The 22,649-nt window shown below is 70.6% G+C and carries 22 protein-coding genes; 2 read left to right on the top strand and 20 right to left on the bottom strand.

The window, feature by feature from the left end:
• Window positions 1-8 precede the first annotated feature (8 nt).
• The 20 genes from ACFU5F_RS22950 to ACFU5F_RS23045 all read right to left on the bottom strand — a co-directional run bounded on the left by ACFU5F_RS22950 (window position 9) and on the right by ACFU5F_RS23045 (window position 20,881).
• Complete coding sequence (locus ACFU5F_RS22950) at window positions 9-434, bottom strand: TadE/TadG family type IV pilus assembly protein (RefSeq protein WP_383890255.1); 426 nt, start codon at window positions 432-434, stop codon at window positions 9-11.
• On the bottom strand, window positions 434-649 hold the full coding sequence (locus ACFU5F_RS22955) for a hypothetical protein (RefSeq protein WP_059082776.1): 216 nt from the start codon (window positions 647-649) through the stop codon (window positions 434-436). Before ACFU5F_RS22955 ends, ACFU5F_RS22950 begins: the two co-directional genes overlap by 1 nt.
• A 45-nt stretch (window positions 650-694) precedes the next feature.
• Window positions 695-1,579 (bottom strand): type II secretion system F family protein, encoded by an 885-nt coding sequence (locus ACFU5F_RS22960; RefSeq protein ID WP_383890259.1) that lies wholly within the window; start codon window positions 1,577-1,579, stop codon window positions 695-697.
• On the bottom strand, window positions 1,576-2,529 hold the full coding sequence (locus tag ACFU5F_RS22965) for a type II secretion system F family protein (RefSeq protein ID WP_383890261.1): 954 nt from the start codon (window positions 2,527-2,529) through the stop codon (window positions 1,576-1,578). Before ACFU5F_RS22965 ends, ACFU5F_RS22960 begins: the two co-directional genes overlap by 4 nt.
• A complete protein-coding gene (locus ACFU5F_RS22970) occupies window positions 2,526-4,025 on the bottom strand; it encodes a CpaF family protein (RefSeq protein ID WP_383890264.1) in 1,500 nt (499 codons plus the stop codon). The genes ACFU5F_RS22965 and ACFU5F_RS22970 overlap by 4 nt, the downstream gene beginning before the upstream one ends.
• Window positions 4,015-4,842 carry a hypothetical protein gene (locus ACFU5F_RS22975; protein ID WP_383890267.1) on the bottom strand — a complete coding sequence of 276 codons (828 nt, stop codon included), beginning with the start codon at window positions 4,840-4,842 and terminating at the stop codon, window positions 4,015-4,017. The genes ACFU5F_RS22970 and ACFU5F_RS22975 overlap by 11 nt, the downstream gene beginning before the upstream one ends.
• Window positions 4,842-5,459, bottom strand: a complete 618-nt coding sequence (locus tag ACFU5F_RS22980) for an SAF domain-containing protein (protein WP_383890269.1) — start codon at window positions 5,457-5,459, stop codon at window positions 4,842-4,844. The genes ACFU5F_RS22975 and ACFU5F_RS22980 overlap by 1 nt, the downstream gene beginning before the upstream one ends.
• Window positions 5,460-5,567: 108 nt before the next feature.
• Window positions 5,568-6,452 (bottom strand): ATP/GTP-binding protein, encoded by an 885-nt coding sequence (locus ACFU5F_RS22985; RefSeq protein WP_383890271.1) that lies wholly within the window; start codon window positions 6,450-6,452, stop codon window positions 5,568-5,570.
• Entirely contained in the window at window positions 6,446-6,901 is a 456-nt protein-coding gene (locus tag ACFU5F_RS22990) for a secreted protein/lipoprotein (RefSeq protein WP_383890273.1), read from the bottom strand. Before ACFU5F_RS22990 ends, ACFU5F_RS22985 begins: the two co-directional genes overlap by 7 nt.
• A gap of 672 nt (window positions 6,902-7,573) precedes the next feature.
• A complete protein-coding gene (locus ACFU5F_RS22995) occupies window positions 7,574-7,699 on the bottom strand; it encodes a hypothetical protein (RefSeq protein WP_383890275.1) in 126 nt (41 codons plus the stop codon).
• A 220-nt stretch (window positions 7,700-7,919) separates the two neighbouring features.
• A complete protein-coding gene (locus tag ACFU5F_RS23000; protein WP_383890279.1) occupies window positions 7,920-8,834 on the bottom strand; it encodes a replication-relaxation family protein in 915 nt (304 codons plus the stop codon).
• The gene (locus ACFU5F_RS23005; protein ID WP_383890282.1) at window positions 8,825-11,455 is read right to left on the bottom strand and encodes an ATP/GTP-binding protein; all 2,631 of its coding nucleotides are present in this window, start codon (window positions 11,453-11,455) and stop codon (window positions 8,825-8,827) included. Before ACFU5F_RS23005 ends, ACFU5F_RS23000 begins: the two co-directional genes overlap by 10 nt.
• The gene (locus ACFU5F_RS23010; RefSeq protein ID WP_383890284.1) at window positions 11,431-12,069 is read right to left on the bottom strand and encodes a hypothetical protein; all 639 of its coding nucleotides are present in this window, start codon (window positions 12,067-12,069) and stop codon (window positions 11,431-11,433) included. The genes ACFU5F_RS23005 and ACFU5F_RS23010 overlap by 25 nt, the downstream gene beginning before the upstream one ends.
• Window positions 12,066-13,163 carry a C40 family peptidase gene (locus ACFU5F_RS23015; RefSeq protein ID WP_383890287.1) on the bottom strand — a complete coding sequence of 366 codons (1,098 nt, stop codon included), beginning with the start codon at window positions 13,161-13,163 and terminating at the stop codon, window positions 12,066-12,068. Before ACFU5F_RS23015 ends, ACFU5F_RS23010 begins: the two co-directional genes overlap by 4 nt.
• Window positions 13,164-13,213: 50 nt before the next feature.
• Complete coding sequence (locus ACFU5F_RS23020; RefSeq protein ID WP_383890290.1) at window positions 13,214-16,006, bottom strand: hypothetical protein; 2,793 nt, start codon at window positions 16,004-16,006, stop codon at window positions 13,214-13,216.
• A 1-nt stretch (window position 16,007) separates the two neighbouring features.
• Window positions 16,008-16,358: a hypothetical protein gene (locus tag ACFU5F_RS23025; protein WP_383890292.1), complete on the bottom strand. Its 351-nt coding sequence runs from the start codon at window positions 16,356-16,358 to the stop codon at window positions 16,008-16,010.
• Window positions 16,358-19,042, bottom strand: a complete 2,685-nt coding sequence (locus ACFU5F_RS23030) for an ATP-binding protein (RefSeq protein ID WP_383890294.1) — start codon at window positions 19,040-19,042, stop codon at window positions 16,358-16,360. The genes ACFU5F_RS23025 and ACFU5F_RS23030 overlap by 1 nt, the downstream gene beginning before the upstream one ends.
• On the bottom strand, window positions 19,039-19,614 hold the full coding sequence (locus ACFU5F_RS23035; protein ID WP_383890296.1) for a hypothetical protein: 576 nt from the start codon (window positions 19,612-19,614) through the stop codon (window positions 19,039-19,041). Before ACFU5F_RS23035 ends, ACFU5F_RS23030 begins: the two co-directional genes overlap by 4 nt.
• A complete protein-coding gene (locus ACFU5F_RS23040; protein ID WP_383890299.1) occupies window positions 19,611-19,952 on the bottom strand; it encodes a hypothetical protein in 342 nt (113 codons plus the stop codon). The genes ACFU5F_RS23035 and ACFU5F_RS23040 overlap by 4 nt, the downstream gene beginning before the upstream one ends.
• On the bottom strand, window positions 19,949-20,881 hold the full coding sequence (locus ACFU5F_RS23045) for a conjugal transfer protein (protein WP_383890302.1): 933 nt from the start codon (window positions 20,879-20,881) through the stop codon (window positions 19,949-19,951). Before ACFU5F_RS23045 ends, ACFU5F_RS23040 begins: the two co-directional genes overlap by 4 nt.
• A gap of 705 nt (window positions 20,882-21,586) precedes the next feature.
• Between ACFU5F_RS23045 and ACFU5F_RS23050 the strand changes: the two genes are divergently transcribed.
• Together ACFU5F_RS23050 and ACFU5F_RS23055 are read left to right on the top strand one after the other, a co-directional pair.
• Window positions 21,587-22,411, top strand: a complete 825-nt coding sequence (locus ACFU5F_RS23050; protein WP_383890305.1) for a hypothetical protein — start codon at window positions 21,587-21,589, stop codon at window positions 22,409-22,411.
• Window positions 22,380-22,649 (top strand): transposase (locus ACFU5F_RS23055; RefSeq protein WP_383890308.1); only part of this gene is annotated, 270 nt, incomplete at its 3' end. The genes ACFU5F_RS23050 and ACFU5F_RS23055, both read left to right, overlap by 32 nt.

Consider the following 22,649-nt stretch of genomic DNA (forward strand, 5'->3'; position numbering starts at 1 on the left):
CACGTGGTTCACCCTCCCGGGACCGTCCAGCGTTCCACGGCCCCGGACGCCGACTGGGTGACCTGCAGGCCGGAAACGCCCGGGATCATCGACATTGCCGTTCCGGAGACCTCTACCCGCACACGCTGCCCGTTGCTGCTGGCCACGACGCTGTAGCTGCGCAGGCTGTCACCCGCGGTGCGCTCCAGCACGCTCCGCGCCTGGGCCGCACCATCGGCCGGGCTCGACTGGTAGGCGCGGGCTGCGGTGGCTCCTTCGCGGGCAGCGGTCAGGGCGATCTGCCTCGCGTAGTACCACATGGAGGCCTGGATGACAGCGACCGTGGCGAGCAGCACGAAGGGGAAGACGATCGCCATCTGTATGGACGTGTCACCGCGGTCGTCGCGCCATCTTCGCCCGCGCCACCAGTCCTTCAGCCGCTCCGGACGGGACATCACAGCCCGTTGAGCTTGCCGTTGTACTTGGCGATCACGACGGCGATCGTCCCGGCGATCATCACGGCGCCGGTGACAGCGGCCACCCAGATGATGACGGTGGTGGTGCTGACGTCTCCGCGGTCCGGACGGCGCCTGGCTTCCTGAAGGCTCTCCTGCAGACGCGTGGTCAGCCAGTGCACCGCACGGTAGGTACGGGCTGCGGTGTGCTTCATGATCGGGACTCCTTGCTCCTACAGCGGTTTCCGAGTTGAGACGGTCTAGATGGTGAGCATGCGGATGACCGCAGGGAACGCCATCAGAAGCATGACCAGGACGGCGAGCAGGGCTCCCGGGGCGGTCATCTTCTCGCTGGCGGCGTTGGCCTCCGCGGCCTGGTCGGCCAGCAGTTCGGCGTTGAGAGCGGCGGTACGGGCGCGCAGGGCCTTGTAGACGGCGGCGCCGTCGGTGGCCGAGCCCCGCATGATGTCGGCGACGTCGTCCAGGACGGGCAGGTCGTACTCGGCGGCCAGCTCCGTGAGTGCCTGATACGGCGGAATCTTCTCCAGCCGGGCCCGGCGCAGCGCGCCCTGCAGGTACAGGAAGGGCCAGCCGGCGCCCACTTCGGCAGCCTTCTCCAGGGCCTCGGTGGGACCGGCGTCGGCGGCTCGCTTGAGCGCGACCAGGTCCAGGTAGGCGGACAGGGCGTGCGCGAATTCCTCCCGCGCCCGCTTGGCCTGGTCCCGCACCGCGAGATCGGGCGTGATGAACAGCAGCCCCGCGATGAGGAGTCCGACCGCTCCGGGCACGTAGAACGGCAGGGAGACGCCCGCGATGATCCACGGGATCGTCGCGATCACCGGGCAGAGCAGGCCGAGCGCGGCGAGCGCCACCTTCTTCAGCATGAACTGGCCCGGCCCCTGGCCGAGGAGAGCCAAGTTGGTGGCGGGGATCCGCACGCCGGGCAGCCGCTCGAGGCGGGCCAGCAGCCACCGGCCCCACACTTCCTCGCGGTCCAGTTCCGGCTCCGGCATCGTCAAGGCGGCCGGGGCGCTGCGCGCGAGGGCAGGCCCCAACGCGGGCTGGGGGCACAGGAGTTCCCGCACCAGCAGCGCGAGGCCTGCACCGACCGTGCCGCCGGCCAGGAGGACGGGGAACAGGTTCACGAGCCGGCTCCTTCCGGCGAACGGCCGGCGACCGGTACGACGTCGGGCTCCGTCGATGGAGCAGGCAGCCGGACCGTGCTGGACGGATCGGTGATCAAGAATCGGGGGATGCGGCGGAAGGAGCCCAGCTGCCGCATCAGGGCGAGCACCCCGATGAACCCCGCCGTCAGGAAGGCGAGCACCAATTGTCCCAGCAGCGTCGAGTACGGCTTGGTGTAGCTGGGCACGAAGAACCCGGCCACCACCACGCCCACGGTGATGATGGTCATCCACCGCACCGTGGTCCGCGGTTTCGCCCGGTCGGCCTCGATGGCGCGCTTACGGGCGACCTCGTCGCGCACCGTTCCGGCCAGGTCCTCCAACGCCTGCGCCAGGCCCGGGCCGCGGTCGCCCGCCGACAAGATGAGCGCGGCAACCACCTTGTCCGCGGTGACATCGCTCAGTTCATCGGCGAATGCGCGGAGCGCTCCCTCCGGCCGCCACCCCAGGCGCAGCCGGTCGGACAGGTTGATGATCTGCGGGGCAAGCTCGTCGGGCGCGCCCTTACGGCTGGTCATCATCGCCTGCTCCAGGCCCATGCCCAGCCGCAGCAGGCCGGCCAGCCGCTGGGTCCACTCGCTCAAGGCCTCCAGCTGGCCGATGCGCTCCTGTGCAGTCTGTGCTGGGGTGATCAGCCAGGGCACGCCGATGACGGCCGCACCCAGCAGAACGCCGCCCACAAAGTTCCCCGAAACCAGCCACACGCCCGCGAAGACCACGAACGCCACGACCGCGAGGGTCCGCCGGCGCAGCCGGACGTCCTCACTCTGGTCCTTCCCCGCGCCCAGTGAGCGCCACCGCTGCCACAACGGAGCACGGCGCGGCGCCGTTGTCCCAACGAACCCGGCCACGACACCGATCAGCCCGCCGACGACGGCCATGCCGCTGAGCAGTCCCCACAACAGGGTCATCGGCGCGCCCCCACCTTCAGCGGCAGCGGGGCCTGCCAGGCCCCGTAGGGCTGCTGCAGCAGGGCGGAGTCGAACCCGACCCGGCGCAGGTCGTCGACGCAGCCCGGATCCATCCGCGGGACCGCCCGAAGCTCGCCGAACTCCGCCCCGGGGGAGAAGACTTCGTTGGTGGCAGGGCGGCCGGACTCGCCGATCCCGGTCAGCTCCAGGACGTGAGAGACGTAGCGGTGGCGGCGGCCGCCGATCTGCGTCTCATCCGTCATGCCGACGTACACGATGAAGTCCAGGCCGTTCGCGGTCTGCCGGTAGGCGAGCTGCTCGGACAGGTTGTCCTGGGCGAGCGCGTACAGCTCGGCGATCCTGTCGAAGATGATGTCCGGGCGGCGGGCGTGGATGGTGCACAGGTTGCCGCCCGAGCCGTTCGTCAGCGCCTGCATCATGGCGACGACTTCGGGCCCGCGGACCTCACCGACCACGATCCGCTCCAGCGACATGCGCAGCGCCGGGTGCATCAGGTCCAGGAGCGTGACCTCGCCGGCGCTGCGGCCGGTGACGTCCCTCTCCCCGTTCGACTCGCGCCCGACCAGGGAGACGACCTGGCGGTGGTAGCCGTTGGCGTGGGCGAAAAGCTCGTCCTCGGTCTGGATGGTGGCAAACCGTGTCTCGGGGTCGAACTCCTTGAGCATCGCCCGAAGCAGCGTTGTCTTCCCCGCCTTCTGCTTCCCCGCGATCATGATGTTCTTCTCCGCGCGGACACACGCGCCGAGGAACTCCCGCAGGATCGGGTCGATCGTGCCCAGCCGTACGAGGTCGTCCAGGTCGGCGTGGGAGACCCGGTGCCGGCGGATGACCGCGTAGGTCATCGGCCCGAGCCCGGTGATGGCCTGCAGGCGGGAACCGTCCTGCAGGGACAGGGCGAGGGTGGGGTTCGCGGTGGAGATGGTGCGCTCGTTGTGCCCGGAGCCCCGGGCCAACTCCCGCAGCAGATCCAGGAGTTCTTCTTCCGAGTCGGCGATCGGTCCGACCATGCGGCGTTCGCCGTCGCCGTAGTCGAGCCACACCTCGTTCGGGCCCTGAATGATGATGTCCTCGACCCGGTCATCGTCCAGGTACGGCTGGAGCCTTCCGGCACGGAAAAGCAGGTCGTAGACGCCTCGCCGCAGGGCTTCGTCCTCCTGCGGCGCCATCGCCTGGGCGTCCGACCACAGGGCGACCGCCTCGTTGATCCAGTCCAGGCAGCGCTGCTCTTCGCTCGCCCGGTCCATATCCGGCGTGCTCTTCAGCAACTCCTCGCGCTGCTTGGCGACCTGGGCCGCGATATGCCGGGCGACCTTGTAGTCGACGGTGACCTGAGGAGCCGCGGCGCCGAGTACGCGCGTACTTGAGGCAGCACCGGCCGGTGCCTGTGTGCCGTTCGCCTGGCGCGGCCACACCTGCTGGGGGCGGCCGGGCGGAGAAGCCACCGTGGGATCGGTGTGCAGAGGCCTACCGCGCACGGGTCACCTCGCCTCCTGCGGCACGCACGCCGCCCGGATCGAGGCGGGCCCGCCGCATTGCGGCCCGCTGCACCAGCAGCGTGGTGGCCGTCCGGGCGGCCTTCATCAGCGGCGACTTGGTGAAGTGACGCGGCTGTTCCACGCCGTCGGACAGAACCTTGGCGTCCTTCGGGGCGTACGGCAGGGTGGCCACCACGGGCACCTGGAGCACGCGCTGCACCTCGCCCGCGGGATACGGACCCTCGTTGATCATCAGCACGCTGACGCCGCCGACCCGTTCCTGCAGAGCGCGCACCCGGCCCTCGGCTGCCTGCAAACAGCGCAGGGTGTTGCGCACGACCACGAACACGGCGTCGGCCTGCTCGGCCAGGACGCCAGACGGCCCGAAAGCACCCCGGCGGCCGAGGTCAATCAGGACGTCGTGGCTGTGCTCGGCCTCGATGCCGCGGAAGATGACCCCCAGGGCTTTCCATACCGAGCCCAGGCTCGCCGCCTGCGCAGGATCGGTGATGCCCGGCAGCAGCAGCCGGTCGCGCGGCGATTCCTTCTTGCCGTCCTCGCTGCTCAGGTCGATCAGCTGACGAAAGAACGCGTCGCCGAGTTCGCCCTGCCGGGCGGCGACCGAAAGGTTACGCAGCCCGTACCGGTCGCCGAGCGTGCCCTGCAGCAGTCCGTGCAGTACGGCGCTGCCATCTGGGTCGCACTCGGCCAGGATCATCCGCCGGCCCGGCTCCAGAGGCCAGGACAGCAGCAAGGCGAGCGCGCTCGTCGTCACACCGGGTGCACCACTGCACCCGACCAGCGCGATGACAGCCATCAGCTGCCGTCCGGGGCAGCGAGGACCAGGCGCAGCGTGCCGGACGCCACCCACGCGGCCGCTGTGGGGCCGTCCGTAGCGGATGTGGCAACGTCGACAACCACGACGCCGGTGCCAGGAGCGGCGGTGGATGCCTTCACGACCCGTCCGTCGATGGTCTGCGGGACGGCATCCGATGTCTTGCCGGTGTCGGTCGCACCCTGGGCCGGGACATGGACCATCTGTACCTTCTGGCCCGGCACCAGCGCGGTGGCGGGGATCTGCTTGGGCTCGAGCCCGATCGGCACCAACTGCTCGCCGGCTTTCACCAGTGAGTCCTTCGTCACCTGCGACGGGGCGAGAAGGGACCCCGGCTTGAGCTCCACGGCGGCCCGCTTGCCCACCACCGAGTCCAGGTCATCGCTGCGCACCGCCTTGACGGCCGGGTCCAAGGCGAGGGAGGCCTTGCCCAGGTCGTCCTCCGTGAGGACCTGGCCGACCTGGACGTCCCGGACGACGGTCACCACCTCGGTGCGGTTGCCAACCTGCAGCAGCAGGACGGCAACACCAGCCCCTCCGGCGGCGATCAGCGCCAGGGACAGGGCAATGACACCGGGACGCCGCCTGCGAGCCGACACCCGAGGCGGAGCCACCGGTCCGGCCACGCGCCCCTGCTGAGGAACTCCGTTCGGGGCTGTGCCTACACGTTCTTGGGTCTTGCTCAACGTTCAGTCCTTCCGGCGGCGTTACCTGACGACTTGCAGCTCGCCGATCGCCACCTGCCCGTTGGTTTGCCGGATCTCGGTGAGCTGGCCAGCCTGCCCGCCGCCCTGCCAGTCGATCGTCCACGTCGACGTCGCGGTGACCGGGAACTTGCCGTTCTTGGCACCCGCTGAGGCCTTGGAATACACGTGTCCGCAGGTCGGCGACTGCGCCATGCCCTCGGAGGCCTGGTAGGGCGTACCAGGGCCGTTACACGTCACGCTGGCGCCGTCGCCCATCTTCCACACGATCTTCGACACCTTCGCGGTCGCGGTGACGGTGATCCCACCCGCTGATGCCGAAGCGGTGTTTGGCCCGAAGGTTGTGGCGCTTTGGTTGACCCACATCCACATCGGAACGCCGACGGTGTACTTCCCGGCCGCGCGCGGACTGGCGATGTCTGGACCAAGCAGAGTCATCGAGTCGACGGCCCGTTGAGCCAAGACAGCCGGGTCGACAGTCTCTTGCGCCGGCGGCTCGGCCAACCAGACCATCCGAACGATGGTGTCGCCATCGACGCCACCCCAGCCACATGTCTGTTCGTACACGGCCCCGTCGCCGGGTTCGTGGCCCTCCCAGTCCAAGCTGCCGGCGGGTGGCTGCGGGTCTGCGAGCTTGTACACGCAGACCGTCTTATCGGTGGGGTCGCGGCCGTCGGACGAACCGCTTCCACCTGTTCCGCCCGTGCTGCCGCTACCGCCGGCTTGGCCGCCGCCCTGCCCGGGGACGTCTACCTCGACCTCGCAGTCGTACAGGCCGCACTCGATGCCGCCGTCGCCCTTGGGGTCACCCTCCGCGTAACTGGTGACAGGGACAGAGAGCGTGACCAGGACGGTCGCCGCGGCGATGACGATGCGGCGCGTCAACATGACTTCCCCTGGGGCTCATCGCGGGTGACGCGCCACCCTTCCGGATACTTCTCGACGGTGCTGAGAATCCGGTACTTCGTCAGCCGGTTCTCCGGTTGGGACACTGGCTTCTTGGTCTCGGCATCGACCCTCCGCCACTTGGAGATGTCTAGGCAGCTGGACACGGTCGCGTTGGGGATCTTGCCCGAGACGTTCACCTTGGTGACCGTCTGGTCGGTGAGAGCGACGCTGCCGGTGTAGACCCGGCCGCGGTCGTGAGCGCGCTTGGCGTCTGCCTCGGCGTTCTTCAATGCGGCGGAAGCGGCGTACTGATCAAGATGCGCGCTCTTCCCCGTTTGGTCGGCGTAGAGCTTTTCCATCTCCTGCCAGTAGGCCCCGTACGCTGCGATCGCTTCCTTCTTCGCGGCCTCCTTCGGATCAGCGCTGGCAGAAGCCGTCGGCGATTGCATGACCGTCGGTGACTCCTTGCTCGCCTCGTCCTTCCCGTTGGACGAGCTGCACGCGGTTAGGGCGAGCGCAGTGCACAGCGTGAGGGACGCGGTGGTGGCCTTTCGGAAGTGAACAGCGGAGTGGTGTGCGCGGCCTTTCACGATGCCTCCCCGTACGGCGCGGTATGACATGACCGCTGCCTGAGCCGCCGACGGACAGCAGTCCAGTTCCGCGGCCTGGTCCAGCTGCGGTAATGCATTTGTGTGATCGCAAGGTTACGCATATGCCAGTCAACTTTCCCAGCTTGATATTTGAGTTCACTCGTACAACTCAGGGCGTATCCGGTCACTTTCGGAGCCGGATGTCGATTTGTAGTTCTGTGGCTTCGCTCGTTGCGTCCGTACACGATCAGGGCGCGTTCGTCGAGTCGAACGGACCTTGTGAGTCCGCTGTGTGCGAGAACGAGATCTCGACGCCGGTCCTTCTGGCGCGACCTGGACGGCAACGGCACGCTGCCGGGAGGGGGTGTCGCCGGGGGGATCCGAGGTCATCGGTGAACCCGTACACCCGGACCGCCGTTCCCGGTTACTGGGCTTAGGAGTGCTTCCTTTCGCTGAGGGGTCTGGAGGCGGGCATCGCGTCGCCGGGACTGCGCCTGGCGTCGCGAACGGGGGAGGGGGAGGCCGGATGCCTCACCTGTGCTGGACCGGCGGCCACACGGTGATCGCGTCACCGTCGAGGGTGACGTGCTGGCCGGGGAAGCGGCCGCGCATCGTGCTCAGGTCGGCGGGGTTGAAGTCGCCGTTCCCGTGGACCATGCACGCGTCCCCGACGTACGAGACGTCCCGCGTCCCGGTGGGCCACCCGTCATCGGGTGTCGTTTCTGAACTGCGAACTTGGCCAGGCGCGTGCGACATGCGGCGACCCCTAACATCGGTGCACAGCAATGAGGTTTCAAGGCGAGGCCTCGTTATGCAGCGGTAAAGAGGTTGAGGCGCAGTTGCAAGGCTGCGACATTCGGCCACGGCGAACGCGGTGTCACAGCTCGGTCCACGGGCGGGGCTTGTCGCCGGCCAGCGGAACCCACACGTCAGCGGTGGGGCCGTACTCGTCCAGGTCCTCCAGGACGACAGCCCCCAGCGGCACCTCGCGAGCGAACGCGGCCACGAGCGGATGATGGGCGACCATGGCCTTGAGGTCGCTGATCCGGTTGTCCATTGCCTGGCGCCCAGCACCGGTCAGCACGAACAGGATCCGGGGGAACACTGGATACCAGCGCAGCCAGCCGGGCCCGCCCGCCTGCCGGCGTCGACCGATCGGCTGCGGCTCGTACGTCCACAACCTCGCGTACTCGATCAGCTTCGCCGCCAGGCGCTCGCTGCTCATGGTGGCGCGGTCGACCTCGACGAACGCCCGCAGCTTGCGCCGCTGTTGGCCCTCAATGAGCGTGTAGTGCATGACGGCGTCGGCCACGACCTTCTCGCCGTCGCCGATCGAGTGGAACACCTCCGGAGTCCAGTCCAGGTGACCGTGCTCGTCGCCGCGGCGGCGGGCATCCGCGACGAACGCCAGATGCGTCCGCAAGACCGTGAGGGTGTGCGGCGTCTTCAGTGAGGCGGCGGTGGCCGAGGTGATCGGGTACGGCGGACGGCCCCGCAGCGCGGGCCAGTCCCGCGTCAGGCGGGCGCCCTTCGGCGTGAGGTACCAGACCCGGGTGCGATGGGACTGCGGCAACACCACGAAGTCCACCAGGTGCTCGCCGAGCAGGTCGTTCAGCCGCTCCGAGACCGACTGGCGGGAGCGGTCGGGGCGCAGCAGGACGTGCAACTGGTTCGTGGAGGCCATGCGGTGCTGGGCAAGTGTGGCCAAGAGCTGATGCTTGAGTGGTTCTGTGGGGCTGGGCGTGAAGCCCGCCGGCGTCCGGTCCTTGGGCTGGGCGGTGGTCAGTTCCATTCGTTTTCCTCTTTCGACAGGTGGACAGCGGCGCCGGCAGGGGTGTGCGCGGCGAGGAAGGCGGCGACCTGGCCGAGCTGCTTCGCGGCGCGGTCGGTGAGCTGGTCCAGCGGGAGCGCTTGGGCGTTCGCCTGCGCGGCCCGCTCCAGCGCGGGGACCTGCTTCGGGCGGGCCTGGGCGGCGAAGACGTCGTCGAGATGGGGGCCGCGCAACTGGACGGGTCCGACACGGCGGCCGCGCACGTTCATGGAGACGTAGTGCTCGAACCGCTCCATGGTGGCGACCCGGTCCGGGCTTGGGTTGTCGCCCCACTCGGCGGTGATCGGCGCGATCGCCGACTTCGAACCGGCGGTCGTGGCCAGTGTGGACGCGTTCTGCACCAAGGACAGCCGCACCGGTGTGGGCAGGCGGGACAGCAGCTGCGTCATGCCGTGGACGTGGCACCGGTACTTGCGCAGATCCTCGAACATCGCGGCGATGGTCTCCGGGGCCGCGCCGGTCAGGGTGATCAGCTCATCGAAGTACGGGCGGAACGGCACCCGCTTCTCCTCGGGCGTGTCACGCCTGGAGCGCGCGGCCCGCAGCAGGTCGCGGGCGAGCAGCGCGGTCAGCAGGCGGTCGGTGGGCCCGTTGCCGCCCGGGCACACCCACACGATCATCTTGGAGTCCATCGCCGCGCGGATGTTGTAGACACCGACCGGCTGCCCGAGGAAGGCGCGGGTGACGGGGTTGGCGGCCAGGCGGGCGATCGGGTTGAGGACCACGGCGAACGCGTCGGGCGGCAGGGTCGGGAACACCGCCTTCCACCACGAGCGGCTCTCCTCATCCAGCCGGCCCGCCACCGCGGCCAGTGCTGCCTTGCGGAACGGCGCGTCGGTGAGCAGGGCCCGTACGTGGAAGATCGTGGCCTGGTTTTCGGGCTGGCCGGCCTGGCAGGCCGCCTCGTTCACCGCGACCAGGACAGTGAGCGCGGCGGTGAGGATGGTGAGCGCGCGCGGAGCGGTCGCATCGTCCCAGGCCAGGGCGGAGGCGTAGGCGTCGGCGATCGCCTCGACGACCTCGTGCGCCGGCTGCCCGTGGTGCATGCCGAGCGGATTCCACGAACTCACCCGCGGGTTGGCACCGAGACCGTTGAGGTCGACCAGCGCAATCCGCGGCATCAGCTGGTCGTGCGCCAGGAATGCGGTGGCCCGCGGCCAGGAGTCGCGGTGCGGGTCGACGAAGACCAGCCCGCCGCCCGCGTGCGCCCAGCCGATCGCCTGCGCCAGGGCGCGCTCGGTCTTGCCGCCGCCCGCCTTTCCCGTCCCGACCTCGAACAGGGTCTCCTCGGCGTACGTGGCGACCAGCCGTTCCCGGCCGTCCGGACCGCGGTAGATGCCCTGCAGCAGCAAATCGGGCTCGCCGAATTCGAAGGTCGGCAGGTCCCCGGCGAGCACCGGCAAACGGCAGTTGACGGTCGGGGGCTTGAGCAGGCCGCACAACTCCTCCAGCCTCACCCAGTTCGCGCGCGGCGGCTGGCAGTGCCCCAGATTCCAGCGGCGCTCGAAGCCGTGCCGGGTGGGCCAGTGGTCGGCGCCGATCCGCCACGGTCCCAGCCTCCAGCCGCGCATGGCCCACCGGGAGCGGCCGCCGAACACATCGAACGCGGCCTGGAGCTGTGCGAGCCGGGCCTGGGCCCGGCCCTCGGTGTTCGAGGCGCACATCACGAGCAGCTGGACCCTCACCAGGTGGTCGTCCTCGGCGAGCTTGCCCAGCGCCTCGGCCGGCTCGACCCGGCGGGGCACCGGCGGCATCACCAGCCGCCGCCCGGCGCCTGATCCGGGTTGGTCGCTGAGGAGTTGCTGCAGCTGCCCGCTCCAGGAGTCCTCGATGCCGCTGGCGTCCTGTCGCAGCCAGCGCGCGGCCCGCTGGGCCTCCCGGCGTTCGGACCGGCGCGCGGCGCTCATCAGCTGCAGGCGGCGCGCCCTGAGGGCCCACTTCGGGGCGCGCTGGATGTCGAGCCGTATCTCGGCGAGGTCGCCGAGTTCGGCCCGCAGGTCGGACACGGCGTCGACGAGCGGCTGGAGAGGGTCAGGGTTGAGCGGCACTTCGCGCAGCGGAGAGATGAGCTTGCCGCGCAGGATGAACTCGGCTCGCACGGTGTGCTTCCGGGGCTCATCCACAATTGGCCGGGCCCGCTTGACGGTGATGTCCGGCCCGAACGGGGTGATGGACAGCAGCCGTTCACCGCCTGCCGGTCCCTCGACGCGGTAGCGCAACGGCGTACTGCCGTCCGCGCGCAGCCGGATCTGAACGGTCTTCGCCCGGCGCGGCGCCCACCAGGGCATCGCCGTGGACGCGCGGGCGAGCTGGACACCGCGCCTGAAGATCTCCTCAAAGCCCGGGTCGAAGTGCCTGTTGGAGACAAGCTCCAGAGCCATGCGCTCGGCCGAGGCGTGCGCCGCGAGCCGACGGACCACCCACTCGCCCACGCCCCAGCACACGGCGATGGCCCCGGCGAGCAGATACCAGTGGTCGTAGAGCCAGTCGACGGTGTCGATCAGGCCGGCGAGCAGGCCGAGTACCTGCCCGGAGGCCGTGTCATCGGCCCGGTCCGTCAGGTGCGGGGCTGCGGAGTCCACGTCGCTGTTCCCTTCTTGATAGTGCGGGTGAAATGCCAGTCGGTGATGCGGAGGTCGGTGAAGGTGCCGCCGCGGTCCGTGCCGGCCCACACCAGGTGGACCACCGCCTTGTCCCGGCCGCCGTCGCGGCGGGCGATCGCGGCCTGGATGCGGAAACGGGCGGTGGCGAACGCCGGGGCCACGGCCTGGCCCGAGTCGGGAAAGATCGTGGGCCACTTCACGCGGCCGACTCCGGTGGCGTCCGCGCGCAGCAGCGCGCGGCCGGCGGTGAGCAACTCCCGCTCGTCATCGGCGGGAAGGTCGGCGGGCCAGGCGTCCTCCAGGTTCTGCTGGACAGCCCGGTCGCCGGCGACGCCCTCGCCATGCGGCGGCAGAGCGGACTCGAGGACCGATGGTGTCGATGCGGTGGGCTTCGTGGAGGGAGCCGTGCTGGTGGCCGGCTCGCTGGCAGGAGGCACAGCGGCCGCAGACGACGGGTCCGTAGTCGCGTGAGAGGCCGTTGCCGCGGGCGGGGGCTCCTGGCGGTTCGGCACGCCCAGCAAGGCGATGCCGGCGACGGCGAGCATGACGGTGCTCAGCAACAGCAGACGCGGTGAGCGCGGAGTGGTGGTCACAGCAGCCGTGCTCCCCCCGCGTAGCCGGACATCGTGTTGACGGCGTCCTGGCGCACGACGGCGCCCGGGCGGGGGGCGTTGACCATCTGTCCGCTGCCCAGGTAGATCCCGACGTGATAGATGGTGGAATCGCGGCCGGGAGCGGTGGCAAAGAAGACCAGGTCACCGGGCTTGAGCGCGAGCGTGCCGAGGCTGGCCGGGATCCGCTGACCGACACCGGCCTGGGAGGCCGCGACGCGCGGCAGGCTGATACCGGCCCTCGCGTACGCGTACTGGGTCAGCCCGGAGCAGTCGAAGCCCTTGATTGTCGTGCCGCTAGAACCGTTGGGTGAGCAGCAGATCCCGTGGCTCTTGCCGCTGGCGTTGCCGCCGCCCCAGGAGTAGGGGACACCCCGCTGGGAGAGTGCGGCCTCGATGACGGTGCGGACCTTGCCCGTGACGTTCTTCAGGTCCGGGTCCTTGGCGGCCGCCGTGTACTGGTCGATCCACCCGAGCACGTTGGTCACGTATGCGTCCGAGTGGTTGTACTGCAGGATCGCGGCCCTGAGCTGGGCGCGCTTGGAAAGGTCACGGCCGTTGCCGCACAGGTACACGGCGGCGCCGAGCGCGGCGTCGTCGGCGTTGTGCGGATCCGCCGTCTTGTCCCCGTTGCCGTCCTCCCCGACTGACTCCCAGGTGGAGGGCAGGAACTGAAAGGGGCCGACCGCGCGCTCCCCGGTCGCGGTGCCGTCCCAGCGCCCGTTGTCGGTGTCCGGGAAGACGGTGGTGTTTCCGCCGGCCCCGGAGCCGTTGAGGAGCACCCCGTAGATCTTCGGGATGATGTCGCCGCCTGCGGCGATGTTCCGGCCGATGGCGTGGTTGGACTCGACCTTGGCGATCCCGGCCAGGATCGGCCAGCGCATGCCCTGGCACTTGGGCACGTACTTTCCGACCTGCTGGACGGCCTTCTTGTAGGCGGTCAGCATCCGGGCAGGGATGTCCGCGGCGCTGCCGCCCTCGGCGATCCCGCCGTCCTCCTGCGTACCGGTCTTGAGCGCGACGTACGCGCTGATCGCGTTCCCGACCGGCGCGGCACAGCACACTGCGGCGAACATCAGCAGCGCCACCACACATCCCCACCGCCGGACGCGGCGTCCAGGCCGGGTCACTCGTCTTCACCGTCCTCGTTCCGCCGCCGGGCCCGCTCCTGGCGCAGGCGTTCGGCCTCGGGCGCGGTCCGCCGCATCAGTTCCTGCATCCGGTCCCGCGCCTCTTCGCGCGCCCGGTTGCGTGCTCGCCCAACCCCCGGAAGAATCGGCCTGCCGAGATCGGACCGAGGCTGCGGCGCCGGGCCGTTCCGGCGCGGGAGCGGTTGCGGGGGCGGCGTTGCCGTGGGACCGCCCGTCGGCGGAGTACGCCGCGCAGGGGCGGGTGCCGGACGGGCCGCCGACCGTGGACGGGGTGCCGGTCGGGGGGTGGCGGCCGGTGTGGCTGCGGTCGGGAGTCGGCGGCCGGTGAACGGGCCGGGGCCGCCGGCGTCGCTGTTCTCCCGGATGACCCGGGACACATGACGTCCCGTGTCGCCCCAGGCCCGGCCGTCCTCGCGGACGGTGTTGCCCCACACCTGCACCTGCTGGCGGGCGTCCTGGGAGTAGCGCGAGCCCCCGGACCGCGCCCGGCGGACGCCTGCTGGCAGACCGACCGTGGCCCCGTACGCGGCCCGGCCGCCGCGGTTCAGGATGCGGTATCCGCGGAAACGGACCAGCCGGTTGTGCGCCCGGGTCGACAGCAGCGTCCGGTCGCTGTTCTGGTCGTGCAGCACCTGGCCGGTGTTGCGGTCGACGACCTGCCCCTGCTCGTTGCGGTACCGGTCGGGCGGGCCTGAGGGCCGCTGCGGCCCGATACCGCCTGGACCACCATCCCCGCCGTCCGACGGCCCGCCCGCGCCCGCGCCGGGGTCGCCGTCGGCGGTGGGCTTGCGCCACTTGGCCAGCTGCTCCTTGTCCGGCCGGCGGCCGATCAGCAGCCAGTGGCCGCCCTTCGCACCGAGCCGAGCACCGACCCCGCCCACGGCGGCCGCCGCGGTGAGCGGGGCGAGCCCGCGCCCTGCTTCGGCGCCTGCATCGGCCAGCACCCGTCCGGTGTCCACGGGCATGCCCGCGCCGTCGGCCAGCGACGTCAGCGCGCCCATCAGGCGCTGCCGGGTGCCGAGCAGCCCGAACCGGCCGCCCCCGCCACCGGTGAAGGCGCGCAGGCCCCCGCCGTAACCGCCCAGCCCGGCGGGCGAGTTCATGGCGAGCGCCGCGCCGAGCTCGGAGGTATCGCCGGGCATGTGGGTGCCGCCGACCTTGGCGTAGCGCATCCGCATGGCCATACGCCGCCCGAAGGAGGCGATCCCGGTCAGGAGCCTGCGGTGTCCGGCCGCGCCCGCGATGGCCAGGACGTCGATCAGCAGGATCCGCTCCACCATCAAGTCGGGCCCGTCGGTGATGGTGGCGTCCACGGCGATGCCGAAGAACGGGATGAACGCACAGATCCCGACCACGGTCAGGACCGAGATGCCCCAGATCGACAGCCATTTCCACACGGACTGGCGTGCGGGCCCGGGCAGCATGCCGGCGATGAAGGTGACACCACCCGCAGCCGCGGCCGCCACGCAGATGCCCTGGGTGCCCAGCAGCACGATGGCGCTGGAGAGCAGCATGCCGCAGATGAACAGCGCGGCGATGAGCAGCAGGGCGGCGCCGCCGACGCGCCACCAGGTGGGCTTCTGCGCATAGTCGGCACACGCTTTGCCGACGTCCCCGGCCTTCTTCATGTCCTGCATGAAGGCGTAGAACTCGCGGTCCTCGTCCGTGACGATCGCATTCGATGCATCCAGCAACTCGCCGCCTGGTGTCAGGGTCGGCAGGTCGTCGCTGGAGGGCGTGTCGCCGTCGTTGCGCTCGCAGTACTTTTTAGCCTCGCCTCTGATCAGCTCGCAGGGGTCTTTCTCCTCGTCGTCGGTATCGCTCTCGCAGACCTTCCTCGCCTGGCCGTCGAGCAGGGAGCAGTTGTTCTTCTCGCCTTCGCTGTCCTTGCCGTCGGCCTTGTACCCGCCGGTGATCCATTTCAGGTGGACCGCGTAGGCCTTGCGGTCGGCGGTCTTGGCCGGGTCGAGGATGCGCCCGTACTGCAGCAGCATGTACGGCTTCACGATCAGCGCGTTGGTGATCGAGTCCTGGATCGGGCGGGCCACCTCTTCGGCGGAGACAGGTTTGTCGCCTTCACGTTCCAGGCACTTGACCTCCTGCATGCCGGCCATGCCGGCGCACGGGCCACGGCTGGCGAGCTTGCCGCCCCAGTCGTAGGAGTTGACGCTCTGCTGGGCGACCTCGGCGGCCACCTGCTGGGACTGCCCCAGGGGTCCGTCCTGGGCGAGCAGCGTGTCAGGGCGGATGAGAGCCGAAGCGGCGATCGCCCCGATGAGCAGGGTCAGGAAGATCTCGCCCAGACCGCGGCCGACACGACCGCGCACGATCATGAACCCCGCGAAAACAAACGCCCAGGCCAGCAGCAGACCCTTCAGCCCGAGCGTGTCGACGACCACGTTGTCGTAGGTGTCGGCGACCTTCTGAGCCGGACGGGTCAGGATCTTCAGCAGCGGGAACCGGAAGGCCAGCTCGATCGCCCACCCCGCCAGGCCGACCAGCAGCCGGATCAGGGTGAAAAGCCCGGACAGGGCGAAGGCCAAGGCCTGCGTCTTGAAGGCGACGATGGAGCCGCCGTCGGCGTTCAGCTCGTAGCCGTTGATCGGCACCCCCTCAGAGGAGGTGATGTTCAGCGGCGCGAGCAGGTCTCCGGTCTCGCTGTTGCTGCCGGCCGCGTACACGACCTGGCTGTTCACCATGACGAACACGCCGGTGAGCAGCACCACGAAGCCGGCCGAACGCAGAGTCGCGCGGTCTGGACGGAACACTTCAGCGCCGCCTTTGCCCAGCAGCGGACCGCAGCCGCCACACCACCAGGGCAGCCACACCCGCACCGGCGGGCACCAGCCTCCACGCGGCACCGGCCGTGTCCTGCTGACCGGCGGCGGTGGTGGCCCCGCGCTCGCAGTACGCCTTGGCCGGCCCGACGATCAAAGCGCAGGGATCGTGGTGCACGGGGCGCGCATCGGCGGCGAACGCCTGCCCGGTGTGAGGCCACCACGCGTCCGGCAGGCCCACCCCGAGAGCGAGGATGACCGCGCCGGCGACGACGGCGATCACAGTGAGGACGCTCACGGCCGCGGCGACGCGCCGGGAACGGTCCCAGGACGAAGTGGTCATCAGACGTGCTCCTTCGGACGGGCGTCCACGGCCTCACCGGCAGCGGGTGCGGAGCGCGGTGCGGCGCTCGTGCGGCGTCCCGGCGTGGTGGTGATGGAGGTGGTGATGCGCTGGATGCGGGGGATGGAGACCTTGACGCGGCCGGTGTTCTGCCGCGGGCAGGTCAGCAGGAACTCGCCCTCCCGGCCCTTCTGGCCGACGGGGGACAGACCGGTGGTCACCAGCCGCAGCAGCTCCGGGGCGCCTGGGTCGAGGCCGACGAACTCCAGTCCGCGGCGGGCACGCTCGCGGTCGGCGGTGCGGGCGAGCGCCCGGTAGGCCATCAGGCCCCGGTCGGGGCCGAGTTCCTCGGCGTCGTGGGATGCGCCGAGCAGGCCGGCGCCGTGCTTGCGGCCGTCGTGGAGGATCTCGTGGACCAGGGCGGTGCCCTCGGCGGACGAGGTGAGCCAGTACAGCTCGTCCAGGACCACGGCGGTGAACCTGTTGGGGTCCTCGAACGCGGTCTGCCGGGCGATCGCGGCGATCAGGTAGAGCACCGCGCGCCCGATCAGCGCCTCCAGCGGCTGCTGGTGCAGGACCTCGGGCTTGTCGAACGCTGCCTTCGGCGGCAGTTTCAGACCGGTCGTGGTGATCACGATCATGTCGGTGCTGCTGGAGGCGTCCAGCCGGACCGGCGGCAGGGCCGGGTCGAAGACCATCCGGGCGAGGGAGTTGGTGGCGACGACGCGGATGAGACCGGCGAGAGTGGCGGCCGCGTCCTGCCGCTTGCCCGCCTCGCTCGTGGCCATCTCCTCGAGGACTCGAAGGACGCGGTGCATGGACGGCTCCGGGCCGGCGGTGGCCTGCTCCACTGCGTGGTGCAGGACCTCGCCGCCTGTGCTCATCGGGCCGATGCCGAGCTGCAGGGTCAGGTAGGACAGGGCGTAGTGCCGTCCCTCGGGCCCGGTGAACATCCGCAGGGGGTCGATGGACACCTCTGCCTGCGCGGCGTCGATGATCTGGACGCGACCCTTGGCGGCGGTCCGGGCGAAGGTGGCCCACTCGCGCACGGGCGTGCGGTCGATGCAGATCGCGCAGCCGCCGCGCGCCCATACGGCCTCGGCGATCAGCTTCTGCAGCACGCTCTTGCCCGCGCCGAGATCGCCGACGATGCCCATCGACGCCGACGCGTCGACCTTGGGCGCGTCCGCCACGTTGATCATCACGGGGCGTGTGGTGCCGCTGTCCAGGTCGATGCCGAGGAACATCCCGTTCGGGTCGCCGACCTCCGCGGCGGTGAAGGCCCCGGAAAGCGCCCAGTCCTCGCTGATCTGGTGCTGGGTGAACTCCCGCACCACCCCGGGCCGCACCGTGCCGGGCAGGCCCAGAGTGAAGAGAGCCTCCTGCAGGCCAGCCGGGCGCACGGCGCGGTAGTCGGCGCCGCCGAGCAGCGCGGCCAGGGCGCGGGCCCGGGCGTCGCAAACTGCGGCGGTCGGCCCCCACACCGTCAGCACGGTGACCGACTGAACCTCGACCTCCACACTGGTGCGGGAGAGACGGGCGTCCAGCTCGCCGAGGTCGCGGGCGGCCTCCGTGAGCGAGGCGGGCATGCCGGTGGGGCGGGCGTCGTACTGGTCGGCCTGGTCGATCAACTCGTTCTTCTTGCGCCGGACCTGGTCGCGGGCCTTCTCCGCAGGCACGAGCGTGAGGTCGACGGTGTAGTCGACGGGGAAGTCCAGCAGCTCCAGCTGGGCGAACAGATCCGCGGCGTCCTGGCCGACGGCGGGCGGGCACTCGGCCAGCGCCAACTGCGCCTGGTAGCCGACCCCGGCGTCCGTCTCGACCTGCAGCCAGCGCCGCCCGAGCGGAGAGCCGGTGTTCAGCCGCCACCAGGCATTGCGACCCGACCGCGTGAGCTGTCCCGCGCTCTTGAGCTCGTCGACGTCGTCGAGCTCGGGGTCGATACCGCCTTCCTGCAGGCGGACCTGGCCGAGGTCGGCGTAGCTGGGGGAGCGCAGTACGCCGTCCCGGATGCGCCCGCCGTACAGTTCGCTGCTCTCGGCCTCGGCGAGCAGCGGCTCCGCGAGGCCGCGGTGGAGGGCGTGCTGGATCAGCCACACGATCTCCGCCGGTCGGGCGGGGCGGAAGGCTATGCCGCCGGCGAGGGCGGCCTCCACGCGGGAGGCCTGCTCGCGGTAGGCGGTCACCTCGCGCCGTGCCACCGGCGCCGGCCGCATGCCCAGCATCGGGGACAGCTCGGCCCATGCCGCGCCGAGGGACGCCGACACCTGCAGGCCGGCGCTCTCGGTCTGCAGCGGCACCGCCAGCCACAGGGTGCGGCGGTGCATCTCCTGGTCGTCCAGCAGGTCCAGGGTGGCCTCGACGTTCTCCACCCACGGGTGCCGGCCCGCACCGGGTGCCTGCTCGGCCGGCTCGATGCCCTCGATCATGCGCAGGGCGACCTCGCCAGGGTCGACCTGTGCGCAGATCCCGAACAGGCGCGGTGCCCCGGACAACGACCGCACCAGATGTGTGATCTTGGCGAGCTGTTCGTCACGGACGGCAGCGGGCACGTACGTGCCCTGGACGGTCTCCTCCACCCGTCCCTGCGCGTCCGGGCCGGGGTGAAGACGGTAGAGGGCCCACACGCTGCCCTGCGTCGACCACACCAGGTGCCCGGCGATGTGACGGATCGGAACCCTCACCGCGCACCTCCGCCCTGCCCGGTGAGGGCGAGCAGCTGCTGCACACCCGACACCGGAGGCGCCGGCACTGAGGGAGCAGCCGGTTCCGCGTGGTGGCGCGTGGACGAGCGACCTGCGGCAGGGTCCGTGTGCGCTGCCCGGGAGGCACGCTGCACATCCGGACGGGACGGTGCGGCTGCCGCGGCGAGAGCGGGCGCATCCTCGATCGTGAAACCGCCGAGCAGGGGACGGGACCCGCGGTCGCGCGCGGCCCGCCCACCGATGCGCCCTCCGCGGGGCTGCCAGGTAAGCAGCACCCAGCCCAACGCCGCCTGCATCGGGGCGCGGCCCCGGATCTTCGGCCGGCGTACGGCCCAGATCGTCAGCAGCCAGGCCACGAGCGGAAACGGTCCCATCCACGACCACCAGCCGATGGTCTTGATGAGCAGGAAACCGCCGACGACGGCGACCGCGATCTGCGCGGGGGTGTACGGGCCGAGCGGGATCTTCCAGTCGGCAACCTTGCCCAGCACCCACGGGTGACGGCGGGCGGAGGTGTAGAAGCGGCCCACCCGGCCGGCGGCCGCGGTCACAGCCAGCCCCCGACGCCGGGCGAGTGATTACGGGAGGCCGGGAGCTCGGACTGGACGGTGCCCGGGACGGCGGGTGCGCCCTTGGAGGGGTTGTTCACCTCGTCCTCGAACATGTTCGCGAGGCTGTCGCGCGAGTTGTAGAGACCTAGCGCGATCACCATCAGCAGCAGGGCGCCGATCCCCGCCTTCAGCGAGAATTTCTGGATCATGGTGACGACAACGAGGACGAGCAGACCTGCCTGCAGGCCCTTGGTCGCCCAGTTCTTGAACATGGTGATCCACGAGTTGCCGAGGTCGTCCAGCTGCCCGGCGAGCATCAGGCTGTGCACTGTGTTCACCGCGCACCTCCGTCCTGGACCGTGCCGGACTCCAGCGCTGCGACTTCCCACCGGCCCGAGCGGGCCTTGAGCACGAGTTCGTACGCCAGCGGCCACCGGCCGTCGGCGTCCCGGGCCTCCACCTGGACGAGGACACGCACCTTCGTGCCGTCGGCCGGCACCTGTTCGGCGGCCGCGGCCTCCTCGACGGCGGACACCTGCTGGACGGAGACCGCCGTGTACGGGGCGGGGGAGACAGCCGACAGCGTCACACCGGGAGCCAGGTATCGGCTCACCTCCCCGGAACCGGTCAGGTACGCGGCGAAGAACTCCCCGACCGCGGACGACAGATCACCCTCAGGGACGCTCACGCCGTACGACGACTTCGCCACCTCGGCCCGGGCCGGACCGGCCACCACGCCCGGCGCACCGGTCACCGCGAACGAGGCGCCCGCGCCGCCGGCAGCAACCGGCACGGCGTAGTAGCGCAACCGTCCGTCGGCGTACTGCGCAGCCACCGTCACCGACCACGTGCCGCCGGTGCGCTGCGCACTGCGCACCGCCGTCACGGACTGCGGCTTCGACTGCGCACCCGCGGCCGGGTCCGGCAGTTCGACGTCGGGCGCGAGCGCCTGCGCAAGCCGCGCCTGCGCAGTCGTCGCGTCGTCCGCGCTGCTGCGCAACCACGCGCTGACGAACAGCTGCGCATAGCCGCCCGGGTCGGCGCCGGCTGCCGCAGTGCGCACGGCGGTGGGCTTGGCCGGGGTGGCCGCCTCGACCGTGGTCGGGGTGGAGGCGACGGCGACGCACAGGGCGATCGGGCCGGCCGCGATGACGGTCCAGACCGCCAGACGCGAGAGGCGTACGCGGCGCCGCATCGCCTCCAGACGGGCGCCGGCCGCCATCGGAGCAGCAGCCTCGCTCTCCGAAGCCTGCTTGGCAGGGGACATGGTCAAACTCCCAGGTCAGAACGGATGTTGCTGACCTTGAGAAAACCCGCCGACCCCGACCCGACCACCGACCATGAAGGCCCGACCATGGTCACGAACGGGCCACGAAGTCCATGGTCGGGGTCATGGTCGGCCCGACCACAGACCCGACCACGGATTCGCCGCGAACATCCGAGCGGTCACCGGGGCCGGCACACACGGCGCGGCTACGGACCGCTGCGCGACCACCCGCCTTGCGGCCACTGGCCCCCGCGAACCGATGCGCAGACACACGCCTCCCGGACCACGATCGGCACCTGCGCAGTGCGGCACCCGGACCTGCGCATCAGAAAGATCGCAAGATCCAGGACGGACTACGCAACCGCACCGCGCACGGCGACTGCGCACGATCCTCGACCGGTTGCACAGCCCGATTGCGCAACCACCGGCCGGGGCTGCGCAATCGGGATCTCGAGCGACTGCGCACCGGGCTGAGGCCCGTGGTCGGCCCGACCATGAGCCCGACCACGGCAGCTCGACGGCTGCGTTGCCGGATCGTGACCGATGGTCGGGGCTCGTGGCCGCCGGTCTGGTCGGGGTCGGCGGGTGAGCTGACGGCATGGAACACACGCACGACTGCGCACCCAGGCCCGCAGCCCGCCCCACCCCGGCGGGCTTCGAGCGCTGCGCTGGACACCGCGCGCGGCCCGCCTCGGAGACACCGCGGTGAGCCGCTTCGGGGCGGGGGTCCGCCGGGGTGTGATGGCGGGCGATCAGTTCACGCAGATCGCCAACGGCCTGTTCCGGGACTCCCGGTTGTCATTCAAGGCGAAGGGGATCTTCGGATACGTCAGCACGCACCGGGACGGCTGGCAGGTCACCCTCGCCCACCTCGTCGCCGTGGGCTCCGACGGACGCGAGGCGATCCGTGCCGGCCTGAAGGAGCTGGAACGGTACGGCTACCTGATCCGCGAACGCCTGCGCCGCCCGAACGGAACGCTCGGCGAGGTCGTCTACTCGATCACCGACCGCCCCGCCACCCTCGACATCGCCCTTCTGGAAGCCACCCCCGCCCTCGCGATCGAAGACGACGACGCCGGCTTCGGGGCGGGGGTCCGCCGGGGTGTGATGGCGGGCGATCAGTTCACGCAGATCGCCAACGGCCTGTTCCGGGACTCCCGGTTGTCCTTCAAGGCGAAGGGGATCTTCGGATACGTCTCCACGCACCGCGACGGCTGGCAGGTCACTGTCGCCGAACTGGTGCGCCGCGGCCGCGAAGGCGTCGACGCGGTCACCACGGGGCTCCACCAGCTGGAGCGGTACGGATTCCTCTTCCGCACCCGCGAGCGGAATCCCGACGGGACGCTCGGCCAGGCGCTGTACTTCATCACCGACCTGCCTGCCCTGCAAAACCCCAGCTCACAACCAGAGTCGGGTTTTCCAGGATTGGCTGAGCCTACGTTGGCTGATCCCGGCCCTAAGAGGACGTCTCATTTGGCTCGGTCGGTAGTCTGCGTTCGTGGACATCGTGGAGCGTCTGGTGCCGGATGAGTTGTGGGAGTTGTTCGAGCGGGTGGTGCCGCCCGCTCCGAGGCGGCCTCAGGGCGGTGGTCGGCGGCGGTACGGGGACCGTGAGGTGCTGGCCGCGATCGTGTTCGTGGCCACGTCAGGGTGTACCTGGAAGCAGTTGCCGGCGTCGTTCGGCCCGTCGGGGCCGACCGCTCACCGTCGGTTCGGCGAGTGGAGCAGGGCCCGGGTCTGGGCCAAGCTGCATCGCCTGGTCCTGGAC

This window comes from Streptomyces sp. NPDC057438 (assembly GCF_042802995.1).
Classification (GTDB): Bacteria; Actinomycetota; Actinomycetes; order Streptomycetales; family Streptomycetaceae; genus Streptomyces.